Raw genomic sequence first — 16,877 nt, forward strand, 5'->3', positions numbered from 1 at the left:
GAAGATAAAATTTACAAAAATTGTTTCAACCATTCTTTGGCAGCCTGGTCATCGGTAAAACTTTTCATCGGGATCGGGGGTGGCTTGAGGCTGAATAAAATATTCATAATGAATCTGGAAAGCCCGGGTTTCGATACCATGGCCATGGCAGAATAGATTTCGGGCAACTTTTCCGTGGAAAATTGTCGGGTCGCCTTATCCGGTACCGGGGAGTTGACGAGGTAAATCAGCAAAGGAACGGGATGGTCATTCGTCAATTTCTTGACAAAACTCACATTGTCCGATATGAGTTCAACCGTTCTTCTGGTGCTTTTGGACAAGGAAACGAGGATACCGTCATCAAACCAGTATGTGGCTATTTTTCCTTCGAAAATTTCTTTGTCTTTCGGAATTTTTATTTGCATTAATTTTCTTTTTATTGGTAAAAATGAGGATAAAAAACTTATTTTTAAAAATAAGTTTTTAAACTGATTCCCTCATCAACTTCAAAAAAATGAATACTCAATTAAAAAAATGGCTCCTGATCTACTGTCTGTGCGTAATCCTTCCCGCAATTTCGCCGGCACAATCAGATTTCGGACTTGATTATACCCCCTTGAAAAGCCAGGCGCCCATTCCGAAAAGTATCCTGACCAGCACCACCTATAAAAGTAATATCGATATTGAAAACAGCATCGATAAAAACGGAGAAAAGGTCATCAGGCAAAAGAAAACGGAGTTCATTATCGAATCAAACTACATGATTGACAGGCTGCTCAAAAGCCACCTTCTTTTATTCAATACGCCCCTCAACCAGCTTGTTGAAGAGATTACCGCCCTGATTTTAAAGGATGATCCTGAAGCCATTCAGGACATTGATCTGTATATCATCAAATCTTCGGAAGTCAACGCTTTTGCTACCGACCGGGGGGATATTTTCATCACCATGGGGTTGCTGGCCCGCCTTGACACCGAAGCAGAACTGGCTTTTGTGATTGCCCACGAGATCATTCATTATAAAGAAAAACACAATATGGATGCTTTTTCCGAATATGAATCGATCGAGCAAAACAGCAGGCAAAACTACAGTGAATCGATGAACACCTTACTCAAAAAAAGTAAGTACTCCCAAAAACTGGAGACCATTGCCGACAAAGAAGGACTCAGTCTTTTTGCCAATGCGGGCTATGCTTTTGATGATGTAATCCACGTCTTTGATATCCTCGACCTGGCCCACGCCCCGGTATTCAACATTCCTATCGATAAAAGTATGTTCGAGTTCAACGACATCCGTATCGATTCCAGCGACTGGCTCAAAAAGACCACCGAAGTAAAACCCCTCCAGGATTACGATTATGAAACCATTTATGATGAAGAGGCTGAAGTAACCAATACGGTTAATCCCAAAAAAGAAGATGAAGAGAATTACAGCACCCATCCCGACATCCAAAGCCGGAAGGATGCTCTTGAAGAAAACCGTACCAATTACAGTCCTAATGACCGGAAACAATACCTGGTAAAAACTCCCGAAGCTTTTGCCCAACTGGCTACCATGGCGCAATTTGAACTGGCTCAGATATTGCTCCAGGAACGCGAATATTCGGCAGCACTGTATCACTGTTATGCCCTTTTAAAAAAATTCCCGGACAACGCTTATTTACAGAAAAGCTTTACTTACGGCCTTTACGGGTTGGGAGAATATGCGTTGATCGATGAACTGGACCAGGTGGTTCATAAAAATAAAAGCATTCAGGGCGAATGGAAAAGGATCAATTTTCTCTTTTTTCGATTGACCCGCAAAGAAATCGGCACACTGGCCGCAGCCCATTGCTGGAAAACGCACCTCCAATATCCGGAGGATGAAAAGATTGAACGGATGGCCCGGGATATCATTGAAGATATCGTTATTTATGAAATAGAAAATCCGCTCGATTTTTTCGACACTGCCCCGGTTGACACCGCCCTACTCAACAATACTGCAGTTTTTGCACGCTTTGCTTTTTCAGAATTTATGAACGACTCCACTTTTGTCAACCACCTCAAAAAAGGGATGTATTACAGAGACCGAAAAGCCTCAAGAGAAAAATATGAACAAAGCAGGCAATACCGAACCGATCAAAAAAAAGAAAGCGTGACGGGCAAATCTATCGGCGCTAAAAAAGTGGTCATGGTCAACCCTACCCATATAGAAGGCAATGTTTCGGTGAGAGGAAACGCAAGGATCGATTATATTCGTTCCGAAGCGGCTCAAAAAGAACTAAAAACCTACATTGATGATGCCGCCAGAGATTTAGATCTCAATACGGAAATCATGGATATCAACCATTTGAAAAATGCCGGGGAGATCGATCAGCTCAATGATATTCGAACCATCGAACATTGGGCGGATGAATATTTCACCCACCCTACTTACATGGTGGCCACCAACCATAACGAGGCGATGGCTCTTTGTGATAAATTAAATACGGATTACTTCGCCTATTCGGGATTTATTACTTTTTACAAAAAGAAAAATATCGCTGGCGTAGGCCTTTCTCTGGTATTGGGATCATACCTGTATATCATTCCTGCTACTTCCCCCTTCATGATATACCATACTTTTAAAAAGGGAAACGAAACTTTTTATTATTTAAATGCCCTGAATGTCAGGGATTACAGCCTGGAACTTCACGATGTCAACTGGATAAAAATAAAAGGGCATCCGGAGGTGCTGAAGAGTCATTTATACTGGTCGATGAACCAATTGAAAAGATCAAAAAAACCTTCCAATGAAAAAAAGAATTAAACTTATCCTCATTACCCTGTCCTGCTTTGGCTTAACGGCCGTTTCAGGCAATGCCCAGGGCATTGGTTTATCCGGCAAGCGTTTTTCGACATTTTACAATCTTGAATATGCCGGAAAAATGGTCTTTTCGGATTTTAAAAATTATAAAGGTGACTATTACAACGAGCTTGAGGATAGCAAACCCTCTCTATTAAAATCAATTATCAATTTTCGGCATAACGTACAGGTGGAATACAATATCAATCGAAAAGTCACGATTGGGGCATTCGGAAGTTATTTCAGAGAAGGCTTTGGAGTAGTAGAACCCCGGTTATTTTCAAAAAATTATCAATCTTTCAGTTATGGCATTGCTGTCAAGCTTTTTAACATAAAAAAAGGAGGACTTGCCCCACTGGGCAGGTATTTTTCGCTCAAAATATTCAACAACTACAACAAAATTCACTTCAGGGGCAATTCCAGTATTTACGGTGATAATTTTCGAACCAATGAATTCACCTATTCTTCACCGAGAATTTCGGTTGTTTTTGGAAAGCAGGGCATTCTCACACGGAAGGTGCTTTTTAACGTGGCAGTAGAGATAGGCACTTTGTTATTTGGGGCATATGATTCTTCGGCTTTGCCCCCTTTCAATAATATAAATTACCAATCAGATGAGCTGTTTAGATCGCTGGATATCGCCCATCTGTTCAGGCTTACTTTTGGAGTGGGTATCAATCCGTTTTAGCAGGGACATTTGAAGCGGCCTTCCTCTGGATTTATTGGATTAGAGATTTTATAAAAATAAAATAACAAAAAAAAATCCCCGACGAAGACCGCCAGGGATTTTTTTTTTGCTTTATTAACCCGGTTTAATCGTGATAAGTCTGGTTGTGAGCCAATGCCGAACCACACTTTGCACAATTGCCTTTTGCTCCTGCACCCCCTGCGCAACCGTTTGAACAGAGATAGTGCCAGTCGCCCCTTGCATTTTGTGCAGGAGAAGAATCCTGAGTCGGCTGTTGTGTGTTTTGAAACACAGGACTTGTGGCAGTTGAATTCGGATTCTGCGCAGCCGGGGCATTGTGGAAAGCCTGGTTATGATCCAGTTCGGTACCACATTGGGCGCAATTGCCGGGAGCTTCTCCACCGGATCCAACATGTCCGTTGGGACAGGTATAATGCTCCACCCCACTGGCAGCAGTAGTATTGGCCGGAGCAGGATTATTTCCGGCCGGGGTAGTCACTACCGGCGTGGTCGCTTGGGCATCGGTCGCATTGTCCGCACTGTTATTGCAAGCAAAAAAAGTCAGCCCTAAAAAAAGAAAAAGTACAATTGGGAATATTCTTCTCATTATAAATGATTTGTGAAAACTTAAAAAAAGATGTTTGAACATGAAAGATAAGGATATTTTTAATTATCGCCAAATTTGATGATTTGACAAGAGAATCCAAGGTGATCTGTTTATGAATTTTTCTAATCCTGCAAGATCAGTTTGGCATATCCTTTACCGTTTTGCCCGGTAATATTGAGGAAATAAATCCCGGCTTCCAGCCTTCCGTTTTCCTGAATATTTAACTGGAAGCTCGACCGGTTTAATTTTACAGATTGAGAAAACACCTCTTTTCCCAATACATCCATTAAGGTACACCAATATTGCCCTCCGGAATGTCCTGTCTTTAAATTCACATTGACTATCCCATCCCTTACCGGGTTGGGAAAAATATTCGTTTCAATCTCTTCCAATTCATTGATGCCCAGTGCATTTTCGGTGATGGAGATCCAGTTGATATTGAAGCCATCGTCCCTGACTACCATTCTTAAAACATGCTCCCCGGCTTGAAGGGTTGCCATGGTGGAAACGGTGGTCCAGCTTTGCCAGCCGCCGGTGTTGGGGGTATTTATTGAGGTCAGCAGTTGTCCGTCAACGAGCAGGTCAAATTTCCCGGGATTGGTTCCCGCCACCCTGGCATTCAAATAATAGGTTCCCGTTTCCTGCACCTCAATTTTGTATTCTGCCCAGTCATTGTTATTGGTCCATCCGAGGTTCATAAAACCATCGCTGTCCTGGGTGAGTTCACCGAACAACCCCGACATCAGGTAGTATTCCTCCACCTCGATCCTGCCCGGCACCTGGAATTGCATCTCCGGGTCATAAACGGGAATGTCAAAGTACAATTGTCCCAGCTCCGTGAGCATGCCGTCGGCGCCGTAAAGGTCGATATACGGATAAGCATTTGGCCCGGAAGAGGTTCGCCCGATAAACCAGGCATAACGGTAAACCTGTGGATCCCGTTCCAGGAAATTCACGGTGCCTGCCAGGTAATTCTTTTGATCCTGTGGATTGTTGACTGAATTGTCCCATGCGGCAAATTCGGTCACCCAAATGGGTTTATTGTATTGACGGGCATCTTCAATATAACCGGTGATAGAGTTTCCGCCCCCGTACCAATGCAAAGCGATATGATCCACCTTGCAGCCCGAACAGGCATCGAAAAAATCATTAAGCCAGTCAAAAGGACTGTAATAGGTGGTCCCCCCCACGGAAACGCAATTACCGCAGTAATTGACTGCCGGACTGACGAGTGTCAGGTCGTAATTTTCGGCAATGGCCTGCAGCGCGGGCCATTTGACGGCTGCGAAGGAGGGCGTCATATTGGCCTGATCGGTAAAATTGGGCTCATTAAAACCCAGTATATATTTTATGCTAGTATCCTGCTCCACCCGGTCGGCCACTGCATTGATGCCCCCGCCATTCCAGGCCATAGGAGCAAAATCCACATTGTAATTTTGATAGGTATTCTGAATCGCTGCGTCGGGTTGTGCCGCCCAGTTGTACCACCAGGAAATGCCTTCCGAAAATTGCTGCATATCATTGGCAGAATGGTAGCCGTAGGAAACACCGCGTTTGTAGCTTTTGGTCTGAGCATCTGCGGCGAAAAACAACAGGAGTAAGGCGGGCAACAGTAATAACTTTTTCATCGCCTGAAATTACAATTTAAACTTCAACAAGAGGTCAATTTGTTCATCTTTTCCCAGCATAAACACATGCCGGCCAAATTCGACAAATCCATTTTTATTATAAAACCGGATGGCTTCAGTATTCTTTTCCCAGACGCCCAGCCATACCCAGTCAAAATGTGCCGCCCGGGCCTTTTCCAGCACTTGTGCCAGCATCCATTGGCCCACCTGCTTGCCCTGCCAGTGCGACCATAGGTAAATGCGCTCAATTTCCATAGCATTGTCCAGATGCGTTTCCGTCTGTGCCTTGCCGGTATTGAGCTTCATATACCCCAAAAGTGCTTCATCCGTTTCGGCAAAGTAAAATTGCGTTTCAGGATTTTCCATCTCCAAAGTGAGGCTTTCGACCGTTAAATTTTCGGACAAAAAATGGGCCATATGGTCAGGATCATTTTTGTCGGCAAAAGCATTTAAAAAGGTCGTCCGGCTGATGTCATGCAATGCATTGATTTCAGCTTTTTCAACTAGCCGAAGTTTTATATTATTCAGATGTTGCATAGGTTTGTTTATCGGATCAATTTTTATTCTTTTATGCATCTAATACCTGCTCCAATTTGAATTGGATTATTTTCAAATAACATTGCAGGCTCATCATAGAGATTCACCACCAGCCTGGTGCCATTTGAAGCATCAACATCCGAGGTTGCCCAAGAACAGATTCCTTCCGAAAAAGTTGGCCCTCCAAAAGCATGGATATAACCATTGGGTAGTCCATTAAAACCATAGGAATCTGTACCATTTCCACTTGATGGCAGCCATCCTTTTACAGATTTTAATACCGTAGCTTCATTTCCGGCATTGCCATCGTTGGATATGAAATTTTCCAATACCCTAAAATCTTGTTCGGTTGGTATGCGCCAGCCTTCAGGCGCTAATTTCCCACTTTCAATCGCAAAGTGATTGTACTGAGCTCCGTAATAATCGAAAGGCAGCTCTTCATCATAAACATTATTCAAATCATCTGTATTCGACCATTGGTAATAAGGAATTGGAGTGTTGCCATTATGCCAATCGTTGCCAAATGTAAATTCCGCAATGGGTGTGCCGTCATTAAATTTCGTAGTTTTCAGGTTCTCCAGCATCCATATTTGATTTCCAATTTTTATGGTGTTATAAACGTTTCCATCGGCATCCTTTACCGTTTCGGTCGGTGATTCAGGTGGATTGTCATCCTTTGAACAAGCAAAAATTACCAGTAAGAAAATAGGGATTAAAAATTTAATTTGATTCATTGTATTTTGTTGCTATTCTTTGCCTTAAAAAACTTACACGCCAAACTGACTCAAATGGTGGTTGAGATGTTTATAAAACATATTATTCCACTCTTCTGCGGTCAGTTTTCCAAAAGAGTGTGACTCCTTACCTTCAAAATGATCTGCGCCCAATTGCTGTGTCCTGTTAATGTAGTTGATCAGCCGTTTTTTTTCTTTATCGAAATCTTTGGATCCCTTCATGATAAATTGGGGGGCTGTCGGACTGTTTTGCTTATAAGGTACAGTAGAAACTACCTTGTTTTTTACCATTGTTTTAAGAATAAATTTCATAACCGCATTCGGCTTTGGATGGATGTTATCATAAACCATTTCATAGGATACATTACAATGAGCCAGCATCTGGTCCACGCTCATTTTACCCCAATTAGCCTGGGTTTGGGGGGTAAGTTTTTCTATCCTGCTGATTAATTCGGCGGTCATTTCCTGGCTGAAAATATTATTTTCCATGTTGTCGGATTTTTTTGAAGAGTGGATTGGTAAGTAGTTTATTTCGAATGCAAATATAAAAATTATGAGGCAGGCTTTTACTAAAGAATACTTTAAAAATTCAAAACGATTTTTATTCTGATTTGAAATAAAATTGATGCAGAACATCAGTTATTCATTCGTTTGCCATATCCAAAAACTCTTTGCCCCCATTGCGATTCCATTGCGCACCTTGCGGTTAAACAATCCGTTAAATTTTTCATATCCCTACCGTTAAAAGTGATGCAGAACAGCAAAAACTGCCTGAGTAGCATTTTTCAAACACCTACATTCTAATCAACTTTTGGCTGAATACCACCTTACCGGCTTCATCTTTGATCATAATAACATACACACCATTCACAACACCCGTCATATCAACGGCAAGCCTTTTACTGGCAATACTATATTGTATTGGAATATATTTACCATTGGTATCCACCAAAAATAAGCTGTAATCAGACAGATCTGTATCATCGCCAGTTTCAAGGAATACGAGGTCACTGTTTGTCGGATTAGGATAAACAGCCGAACAAGGTAAATTTATTCCGGTATCACTTCATTAATCTTATAGCCTTTTAAATTCTCGTCGGAGGTATTGAACTGATCATCTTCCTTTATTTGGAGGTTAAATTCAATATCATAATATATTTGATCGATAAAAAACTTTTGTTCAGGCTGCCGGTTGGAGTAGTTTTCTGCTTTCATCCTTATCGGATAATGTGTCTTTTTATCGATCAAATATCCCGTTGTTGAAATACTGCCGTCACTGTCTTCAAGTTTGATCGCAAATCCAGGCATGGTAGCTTTATGCTCCAATCGAATTAATATTTAAAAACAGTCCTTGTGCATAAAAAGGGTGTCTTTGAGCCTCTCAACTTTGTAGGTATCCAAATTATCCAGGATGTACCTAAATTCATGTTGCATGCCATAAAGCGTATTATGCCCCCAAAAGGGTTTGCTTTTAAATTCAGGATATTTGATCAAATCGTATATCCTGGCTACCGTATCCCGGTTGTTTTTTCGTATTAATTTATTCCCATCGCAAATATCCTCGTAAATGACATTTGTTTTATCGTCAACATACATATACCAATGCCCTTTAACCCCAACAATAGAATCTCCCGGTAACCGCTTAAAATACATCTCCCGGTATCTGAAAATGGTATCACCAACATTCCCCGGGTTGTTCCTGGCCATATCTTGTTTGTAATAAATCGTTTCAATTCTATCAATAGCCTTAATGGTTTTCTGCAATATTACGGGGGCCGTTTCCTACTCTCCACAAGAGCCGAGAACCATTATCACTGGTAATAAATAAATGATTCCAATTTTTCTCATGGTTATTCAATTGATGGATCGCTCGATGGTTGAGGTTTGCAGCTTCGATCGGATATGCTCGTCTATTATGCAGCTTTTCATTTATAAATGTTACCTCTTTACATTTTTTTCCGAGTTGAAATTTAATTCAAATCGACTGACATTTTATTGTTTCAAATTGAATGGTCCATGGATGCTATTTTCTCGAGGTATTAAGAGCATGGTTAATCCATATTAGGGTTCACTTTGAAGAATTTAATGGTTTTTGAAGAATCCTGGTCAGGTATCAAAATTGATTTTTCCCCCTTTTGCAAAGTTTCAAGACTATAAAAAACAGGATTGATCTCATCGTAAATTGGAGGTAATAATTCCTTTCCATTTGCATCAAATATTCCGTATAAATTATTTTGTTTTACCCTAATGTAACGGGAAATCAGGAAATAAATCTCTTCATATTTAGTTGGAAGAATCATCATTCCTTTATTATTATAGATTCCGTATTTACCATTTTCCTTAACAACAAAAAATTCAACAATTTCCTTTTCCTTAGTATTATGGTATCTTTGGATATAAATTTCATCATATTCAATTGGGACAATAATTTCATTTTTTATATTCAAAACACCGTGTTTATCATTATCCTTAACTAATAATGTTAAATCATCTCCTATTCGTTTAACATTTTGATATTTTATCGGAATGATAATATTATTGTCATAATCAATCAACCCTTTTTTCGACCCTATAGTAGCAATTAAAAAATCAGTAGAATAACCTGTTCCAATATTCAGATCTTGCAATTGCTCGTATTCCTTATTCTTTAAGTGATATTTACGTCTATTATCTACGTAAATATCATTTTCGTAACAATCACATAAATTAGGATAAGTAACAAGATTATTAAACCGAAAAATTGGTTGTTCCTGCATTGGAGGCACTGGGGGAGGAGGAATGTTATTGTATTCGTCTTTTTTTCGGCTTATCAGGTAGACATCCCATTCTTCATAATTTTTGAATTGTGAACTATCTCTGAATTTTATTGATTTCACCTTTAGAACGCCTCCTATATAAAACAGTTTCAATTCGATCTGAGCAATAATTTTCATTTCATCTACATCAAAAATTGTTTTGGTAAAAGTCAAATTCGGCTCGCCTAATACATTTATTATTCCAAGGTATTTTGAAGTCTTATTGCTTCTAATTTTATCTTTAATTTCGGCTAGTTCACTTTCAAAATGCTTATCTGGCTTGAAACGTTTGTCCAAAAAATCTTTTGTTTTAAATTCATTTAGCACATCAGTTTTACAATACCGGGTTAAACAGGAGAAAGTAAGTTTGGCAATTAGAATTTCATAAACTGTCCCCCGACCAGCATCAAAATGTTTAATTTTTTGCCCCAAAGAACCAGCTAAAAGGGTTATTTGAAATAGGAGGATTAAGTATACTTTTTTCATTTTTATGGTTTTTTTGTTTTCAATATGCTTTATTGAACTAAAATAATGTGAATTGGACTTTTTGCCGTGTATTCTTTAGCCATTTTCTTCGTAGTAATATGAGTAGTCAATTCCTTTCATAAACATTTCACGGTCGTTTATTTTGGTGGTGAGCGCATTATTCAAAAGAGTTTTTAAAACACTACTTTTTGTCGGACTTAGCATCATTGCATTCATGTAATCTCGCTTGCTTATCATACTCCAATCCACGCATTTTTTGAGGCGTTTTTTTAGTATCAAATCCAACCATATTCGGGTGCTTCTACCATTTCCTTCCATAAATGGGTGTGCAATGTTCATTTCTACAATTTTTTTCGATTTCGTCAAATGTAGTTTCGGGCATTGCTTCTATTTGTATTAATGTGTCGCCCAAAAAGCGTGATACGGCAAATTGAAAACCACTCTTTGAAATATTTTTTTGCCTGATTTGTCCCGCAAAATCATACAATCCGCCAAACAAATAAGCGTGTATTTGTTGCAAACCTTTGGTTGTGCCAACTTCTATGCTATTGATAAAAGAACTTTCAAACATAGCATACGCTTTTGTTTTGCTTTTTCCATCTATACTTTCATCGCTGTACGTAAACCATTCTATAAATCGGTTTGCCTTTTTGCTCGGAAATTCTTTGCCTAAAGCAATTATACCAGTGTAATCCAACATGTCGGTTAAATATCGTTTACCGTCACTTGCAAAAAGTTTCAGTTGGGTAGTGGCACTAACCAACTCGCTGTTTTCTTTTTTCAATTTAGCTTTAAGATATTTCCAATAGTTGCGGGTTTTGGTGTAGTCGTCTTGGTCGGTAAGCAAAGCTACAATATCCAACACACTAAACCACCACTTGGCGTTTTGTTCGTCCCAAACGGCACGAACTTCGCGATCATCAAAAAAACGTATGGATAATTTTGTATCACTCATAATTTTAATGCCATCTATTCTGTCACTCTGTAATTATCCGTGCAAAGTTATTATAATTTTTATCTCGTAGTTGAAGTTGCTGTGTCACGTTACAATGAACGCCAACTTAAACATATACGCCCCCAAAAAAACAAAACCCCAAAAAACAGAGCGACAAAAGCCAGCGGAGGCGGGGAAAGGATTCCTAAAAACCCTCCAAATGTATGTACAATCCCCTTTAGAATCAATTCAAATAAAACACAAAGACCGGAGCCAAAACAATGTCTGACTCCGGTCTCAAAACTAAAAACTCCTATTACTTCAAGGGTTCAAACCTGGCCTGGAAAAATCGCAGGTACTCAGGCTCATAAACCATTTTCAGCCCCTTGGCCTTTTCTCTTTCATCAAACACGGCTTTAACCGATTCTGCTATGACATCCATATGCGCCTCGGTGTACACCCGGCGCGGAATGGTGAGACGCATCAGTTCCAGTTTCGGATAGCGGTGATCACCTGTTTTGGGATCACGGCCGGCACTGACCACGCCCCTTTCCATGCCCCGCACCCCGGAATCGAGGTAAATGTTGGAGGCAAGGGTCTGAGCAGGAAACTGATCCTGCGGAATATGTGGATAAAAGGCTTTAGCATCTAAAAAGATAGCGTGTCCTCCTACCGGTTTGACGATGGGTACGCCCCAGTCTTCCAACAATTGTCCGAGGTAGAATACTTGTCCGATTCGGGATTTGATATGTTGATCCTGAACGGATTCCTTGATCCCGATAGCCATGGCTTCCATATCGCGGCCCGCCATACCTCCATAAGTATGCAATCCTTCGTACACCACGACGAGGTTACGCAGTTTGTCAAAAACAGCCGGGTCATTTACGGCCAGCCAGCCACCGATATTCACGAGGTGGTCCTTTTTACCACTCATCCAGGCCCCGTCGGCATAACTGCAAAATTCGAAGAGAATTTTCTTCACAGGCATATCGGCATAACCGGCTTCCTTGTTTTGAATGAACCAGGAATTTTCAACCAGTCGTGTAGCATCAAGATAGAGTAAAAGACCATATTTATCACAAAGCGCCCGAACGGCCTTGATGTTTTCCATGCTCACCGGTTGTCCGCCGGCCATGTTTACCGTACCGGCGAGGCTGACGTAAGCGATTTTGTCCGCGCCTTCTTTTTTAATCAGGTTTTCGAGCTTTTGCAGGTCGATATTTCCTTTAAAAGGAAACTCATTTTGCGGATCATGGGCCTCATCGATGATGACATCCACAAAGATACCGCCAGCCAGTTCCTGGTGCAGACGAGTGGTGGTGAAATACATGTTTCCGGGCACAAACTGTCCGGGTTGAATCATCGTCCTGCTGATGAGGTGTTCCGCTCCCCTGCCCTGGTGCGTCGGCACAATGTGTTTGAAGGAATAGTGTTTTTGAATGGCTTTTTCCAGGTGGTAAAAGTTGACACTTCCCGCATAGGATTCATCCCCCAGCATCATGCCTGCCCATTGGCGGTCGCTCATGGCACTGGTACCGCTGTCGGTCAGCAGATCGATGTAAACGTCTTTGGATTTGAGTAAAAAGGTATTGTACCCCGCCTTTTTCAATGCGTTTTGGCGCTTTTTACGTGTTGTTGTTTCGAGAGGCTCCACCATTTTAATTTTCCATGGTTCAGCCCAGGATCTTCTTCCTTTTTGTTGACCAATTGTCTTTAACATATATATAGTTTATAATGCGTTAATTAATGTCAAACCCGGCATGTTATGGTCAATGGAAAAAGTCCGAAAGATCATCAAAGGAATCGATGATCCGGTCACGAAATGTGACTTTTTGTGTTGGTGTTCAATTGAAAATATCAACAATAAAAAGAGGCTTAAGTTGCCTTAAAAAACACCTTTTTTTATTGGGGCAAAAGTACGGAAAATTAACTGAAAAGAACTCAAAAAAAATGTTTATTAGCTTGAAAAAACAGGAATCAATCAAGGTATTTGATGCCAAAATCCGGATTTTAATGCCTTAAAATTCAAAGCATTAAATATCTTTACTCCCATAAAATAGAATAAACCTACTTTGATAAATAACAAAACCATCCTCTACCTCCACGGCTTCAACAGCGACGGCATTGGTTACAAACCGGATGCCCTGAGAGCGCATTTCAAAAACGATATTATCCTGGCACCCGATCTCGAAGCTGACCCTGTTTTGGTGCAGCAAGCCGTCAGAGCGCTCATAGGCGAAAATCCCGGGGACTTATTCTTCATCGGCACCTCGCTCGGTGGTTTTTATGCCTGGTATTTCGGGGCACTGACCGGCCGGCCGGCGTTTCTCTACAATCCTTCCATGCAGCCTCATGTTACCCTGGACGATCGCGGGGTCGGACATTTCAAAACGTGGACCAAAGCACGGGATTACCATTTTAAAACGGAATACCTGGCAGTTTTGGAATCGATGCGGGAGGAAGCGAAGGAAAGGGAAAGTCCCGAAAATTTGAATTTTTTCCTGGCCACCGATGACGATGTGATCGACCATCTGATGCTGCCCGCAGAATACCCCGACGCCAATTTTTTGCAATGGTTCGATCAGGTAGGCCATCGGTTCAGTACCTTTGCAGACACGATGCCGCTGGTGGAGGAATTGATGAGGGGATAGACGGTGTGAAGGTGAACTACTTAACCGCGGTGAACACAAAGAAAGCGCAGAGGTCACAAGGTATGCTCCGCGTCCTTTGCGCCTTCTTTGCGGCCTCTGCGGTAAAATTTATCTCTCATAAATTTATCCCCTTAAAACATCGCTTTTTCACCCTTATTATTTAGATCCTGACGCTTAATCAAACAATATGAATAACCTACTACAGCAATGGAAGAACAAAAAGGACGGGGCGAATAAGAAACATACCCGGTTTGTCAACAGGCTTCGGGAGCAGCGCGGTAAACACCTCGACCAATGGGCTGAAAGCCTGCACGATGAAGTGTTTCGGTCCATCGATTGTATGGATTGTGCGAATTGCTGTACCACCATTCCGGCCATGGTCAATCCGACGGATGCGACGCGGATCGCCAAACACCTCAAAATAAGCGAATCAGCATTTGAGGAGAAATACCTCACCAGGGATGATGACGGGGATACGGTTTTTAAAACAAGTCCTTGCGTTTTTTTACAGGAAGACAACGCCTGTTCGATCTATGAGATACGCCCGAAAGCCTGCCGGGAATACCCGCATACCAATAACCTGGAATTCTCCCAAAACATTAACGTCCATGCCGCCAATTCCATGTATTGTCCGGCCGTCTTCCATATCCTGGAGCGAATGATGAAAAATTTTCCGATAGGTTAAGGATGTGTGGATGTGTGGATGCGAGGATGCGAGGATGTGAGGATGTGAGGATGTGTGGATGCGAGGATGTGAGGATGCGAGGATGTGAGGATGCGAGGATGTGAAAAATGAATTTCTTTGCGCCTCCTTTGCGGTATTTGCGGTCCTTGCGGTTAAATCCACTTCAAATCAATTCGAAATGGGGCAGGGTTACACTTTTTTATGGTCGCCAAAACGGGGAAGCTGCAGGTCTTTTTCAGAAATGATAAACTCCACTCCGGGCAATTCCCAGTCGATATTAAGGATTGGATCGTTGTACAGTATACCTCCTTCGTGGGCTTTGGAATAGAAATTATCGCATTTGTAGGCAAATTCCGCCGTCTCGCTCAACACAACGTAACCATGGGCAAATCCCCTGGGAACAAACAACTGCTTTTTGTTCTCAGCACTCAGGCGAATGCCGAACCACTGCCCGTAAGTATCCGAATTTTCGCGAAGGTCAACGGCAATATCCAGTACTTCCCCTTCGATCACCCGAACCAGTTTGGCCTGGGCAAATTCACCGGTCTGATAATGCAATCCCCTCAACACTCCCTTGACCGACCTTGCCTGGTTGTCCTGAACAAAACGGTAGGGAATACCCGCTGCCGCAAAAGTCCGCTCGTTGTAACTTTCAAAAAAATAACCCCTTCCGTCTTCCCACACCTTGGGTTCGAAAATGATAAGATCTTTGATTTTAGTGGATCGGAACACGTAATTTATATTTTATTAGCGCATAGGCAAAAAGCACCGGTCTATCCCTTGAACTCTCCCGACCTACGGTACGATTTCGCTGCGCTCAACTTGAACCATTTGAAGCATTTGAACAAATACCTACTTATTCCTAAAGAAAATACTCATAGGCACTCCCGAGAAATTAAAATTTTCCCTCAATTTATTTTCGAGGTAATTTTTGTAATTCTCCTTAATGTGTTTGGGATTACTACAGAAGAAAGCAAAAGCAGGATAGTAAGTCGGCAATTGGGTTACGTATTTGATTTTGACGAACCTGCCCCGGTGCGCCGGAGGCGGATATTGCTCGATGGCTTCCTGCATGATATCATTGAGTTGTGAGGTTTTGATCTTCCTGTTGCGATTTTCAAACACTTCGAGTCCCACTTCTATGGCTTTAAAAATCCGCTGCTTCTCCAGGGCCGAAATAAAAAGAATGGGAATGTCCCTGAAAGGGGCGATCTTTTGTTTGACCTCCTTTTCATAGTCACGGGCCGTATTGGTTTCCTTTTCGACAAGATCCCACTTGTTGATCAATATTACAATACCCTTATTCCGGCGCTGTGCCAGGCGAAGAATACTCATATCCTGGGCTTCCACGCCGGTTTGGGCGTCGATCATCACCAGACAGATATCCGCTGCTTCTATGGCTTTGATAGCCCGCATGACCGAATAAAACTCCAGATCCTCATGAACTTTGGCTTTTTTACGCATCCCTGCGGTATCGATGAGGTAGAATTCTTTTCCGAATTTTTCGTATTTGGTATGGATGGAATCCCTTGTCGTTCCGGCAATTTCCGTTACGATATTGCGCTCCTGCCCCAACAAGGCATTGGTCAGGGAAGACTTTCCTACATTGGGCTGCCCGACGATCGCAAATTTCGGGATATCAGTTTCCAGCCTAACTTCATCTTCTATATTAATATGTTCCGTAACGGCATCCAGCAATTCTCCCGAGCCGCTTCCCGTCATGGAGGACAGGAAAAACGTCTGCTCAAAGCCAAGGCTCCAGAATTCATTGGCATCTATCATCCGGGAGTGGTTGTCCACTTTGTTGACCGCCAGGAAAACCTGCCTATCCGTACGACGAAGCATTTGAGCAATATCTTCATCAAAGTCGGTAATCCCCGTAGTGGTGTCCACCATGAATATGATGACGCTCGCCTCCTCCATGGCTATATGCACCTGGGAACGAATGGCCTTTTCAAACACATCATCCGACGCTTTCACAAAACCTCCGGTATCAATTACCGTAAAAGTTTTCCCATTCCAGACGCACGATCCGTACTGACGGTCGCGTGTCACACCACTGACGTCATCGATAATAGCCTGCCGTTCGCCGATCAACCTGTTATACAAGGTTGATTTCCCGACATTAGGCCTCCCCACAATTGCCACAATATTTCCCATAATTTAGACGATTTGATGCATAAATTTAAAAAAGCCCACAAAGGTACACAAAACAAAGGGCATTATCTTTTTTAACTCCCGGAAAATCATTCCGTTAGGTTTATTTTTTATGATTGAATGCGTGAATGTGTGAATGCGTTTTTTTACATTTTCTCATTCCTGCATTGTCGCA

Annotated in this window: 17 protein-coding genes and 1 pseudogene; 4 read left to right on the plus strand and 14 right to left on the minus strand. The window is 41.8% G+C overall.

Features of this window, described 5'->3' with window-relative positions:
* Positions 1 to 11: 11 nt before the first annotated feature.
* Positions 12 to 404 carry an STAS/SEC14 domain-containing protein gene (locus H6571_22710; protein ID MCB9326563.1) on the minus strand — a complete coding sequence of 131 codons (393 nt, stop codon included), beginning with the start codon at positions 402 to 404 and terminating at the stop codon, positions 12 to 14.
* Positions 405 to 493: 89 nt separating this feature from the next.
* Here H6571_22710 and H6571_22715 point away from each other — a divergent pair, with 89 nt between their 5' ends.
* Both H6571_22715 and H6571_22720 read left to right on the plus strand, forming a co-directional pair.
* Entirely contained in the window at positions 494 to 2,764 is a 2,271-nt protein-coding gene (locus H6571_22715; protein ID MCB9326564.1) for a M48 family metalloprotease, read from the plus strand.
* Positions 2,748 to 3,488 (plus strand): hypothetical protein, encoded by a 741-nt coding sequence (locus tag H6571_22720; GenBank protein MCB9326565.1) that lies wholly within the window; start codon positions 2,748 to 2,750, stop codon positions 3,486 to 3,488. The genes H6571_22715 and H6571_22720 overlap by 17 nt, the downstream gene beginning before the upstream one ends.
* A 124-nt stretch (positions 3,489 to 3,612) precedes the next feature.
* Here H6571_22720 and H6571_22725 read toward each other — a convergent pair whose 3' ends face one another.
* From H6571_22725 to H6571_22775, 11 genes and pseudogenes are all read right to left on the minus strand, one after another.
* Complete coding sequence (locus H6571_22725; GenBank protein MCB9326566.1) at positions 3,613 to 4,095, minus strand: hypothetical protein; 483 nt, start codon at positions 4,093 to 4,095, stop codon at positions 3,613 to 3,615.
* Positions 4,096 to 4,217: 122 nt separating this feature from the next.
* Positions 4,218 to 5,723 carry a carbohydrate-binding protein gene (locus H6571_22730; protein ID MCB9326567.1) on the minus strand — a complete coding sequence of 502 codons (1,506 nt, stop codon included), beginning with the start codon at positions 5,721 to 5,723 and terminating at the stop codon, positions 4,218 to 4,220.
* Between the two features lie 9 nt (positions 5,724 to 5,732).
* Positions 5,733 to 6,299, minus strand: coding sequence for a GNAT family N-acetyltransferase (locus tag H6571_22735; protein ID MCB9326568.1), 567 nt, complete (start codon positions 6,297 to 6,299; stop codon positions 5,733 to 5,735).
* Entirely contained in the window at positions 6,284 to 6,994 is a 711-nt protein-coding gene (locus H6571_22740) for a fibrobacter succinogenes major paralogous domain-containing protein (GenBank protein MCB9326569.1), read from the minus strand. Before H6571_22740 ends, H6571_22735 begins: the two co-directional genes overlap by 16 nt.
* Before the next feature lie 33 nt (positions 6,995 to 7,027).
* Positions 7,028 to 7,483: a DinB family protein gene (locus tag H6571_22745; GenBank protein ID MCB9326570.1), complete on the minus strand. Its 456-nt coding sequence runs from the start codon at positions 7,481 to 7,483 to the stop codon at positions 7,028 to 7,030.
* Positions 7,484 to 7,787: 304 nt separating this feature from the next.
* A complete protein-coding gene (locus H6571_22750; protein ID MCB9326571.1) occupies positions 7,788 to 8,048 on the minus strand; it encodes a T9SS type A sorting domain-containing protein in 261 nt (86 codons plus the stop codon).
* Positions 8,045 to 8,320: a hypothetical protein gene (locus H6571_22755; GenBank protein MCB9326572.1), complete on the minus strand. Its 276-nt coding sequence runs from the start codon at positions 8,318 to 8,320 to the stop codon at positions 8,045 to 8,047. The genes H6571_22750 and H6571_22755 overlap by 4 nt, the downstream gene beginning before the upstream one ends.
* A 12-nt stretch (positions 8,321 to 8,332) precedes the next feature.
* Complete coding sequence (locus H6571_22760; GenBank protein MCB9326573.1) at positions 8,333 to 8,758, minus strand: hypothetical protein; 426 nt, start codon at positions 8,756 to 8,758, stop codon at positions 8,333 to 8,335.
* A gap of 287 nt (positions 8,759 to 9,045) precedes the next feature.
* Positions 9,046 to 10,275, minus strand: coding sequence for a WG repeat-containing protein (locus H6571_22765; protein MCB9326574.1), 1,230 nt, complete (start codon positions 10,273 to 10,275; stop codon positions 9,046 to 9,048).
* Positions 10,276 to 10,350: 75 nt separating this feature from the next.
* A pseudogene (locus H6571_22770) lies at positions 10,351 to 11,230 on the minus strand (Fic family protein).
* Positions 11,231 to 11,525: 295 nt separating this feature from the next.
* Positions 11,526 to 12,929, minus strand: coding sequence for a tyrosine phenol-lyase (locus tag H6571_22775; protein ID MCB9326575.1), 1,404 nt, complete (start codon positions 12,927 to 12,929; stop codon positions 11,526 to 11,528).
* Positions 12,930 to 13,281: 352 nt separating this feature from the next.
* Between H6571_22775 and H6571_22780 the strand changes: the two genes are divergently transcribed.
* Together H6571_22780 and H6571_22785 are read left to right on the plus strand one after the other, a co-directional pair.
* Positions 13,282 to 13,860 carry a hypothetical protein gene (locus H6571_22780; protein ID MCB9326576.1) on the plus strand — a complete coding sequence of 193 codons (579 nt, stop codon included), beginning with the start codon at positions 13,282 to 13,284 and terminating at the stop codon, positions 13,858 to 13,860.
* A 187-nt stretch (positions 13,861 to 14,047) separates the two neighbouring features.
* Positions 14,048 to 14,545, plus strand: coding sequence for a YkgJ family cysteine cluster protein (locus H6571_22785; GenBank protein ID MCB9326577.1), 498 nt, complete (start codon positions 14,048 to 14,050; stop codon positions 14,543 to 14,545).
* Positions 14,546 to 14,734: 189 nt separating this feature from the next.
* On the opposite strand, the gene rfbC is transcribed toward H6571_22785, so the two are convergent.
* Positions 14,735 to 15,286 carry a dTDP-4-dehydrorhamnose 3,5-epimerase gene (gene rfbC, locus H6571_22790; protein MCB9326578.1) on the minus strand — a complete coding sequence of 184 codons (552 nt, stop codon included), beginning with the start codon at positions 15,284 to 15,286 and terminating at the stop codon, positions 14,735 to 14,737.
* A 111-nt stretch (positions 15,287 to 15,397) separates the two neighbouring features.
* Positions 15,398 to 16,705, minus strand: coding sequence for a ribosome biogenesis GTPase Der (der, locus tag H6571_22795; GenBank protein ID MCB9326579.1), 1,308 nt, complete (start codon positions 16,703 to 16,705; stop codon positions 15,398 to 15,400).
* Between the last annotated feature and the right edge of the window lie 172 nt (positions 16,706 to 16,877).

This window comes from Lewinellaceae bacterium (assembly GCA_020636105.1).
GTDB lineage: Bacteria > Bacteroidota > Bacteroidia > Chitinophagales > Saprospiraceae > BCD1.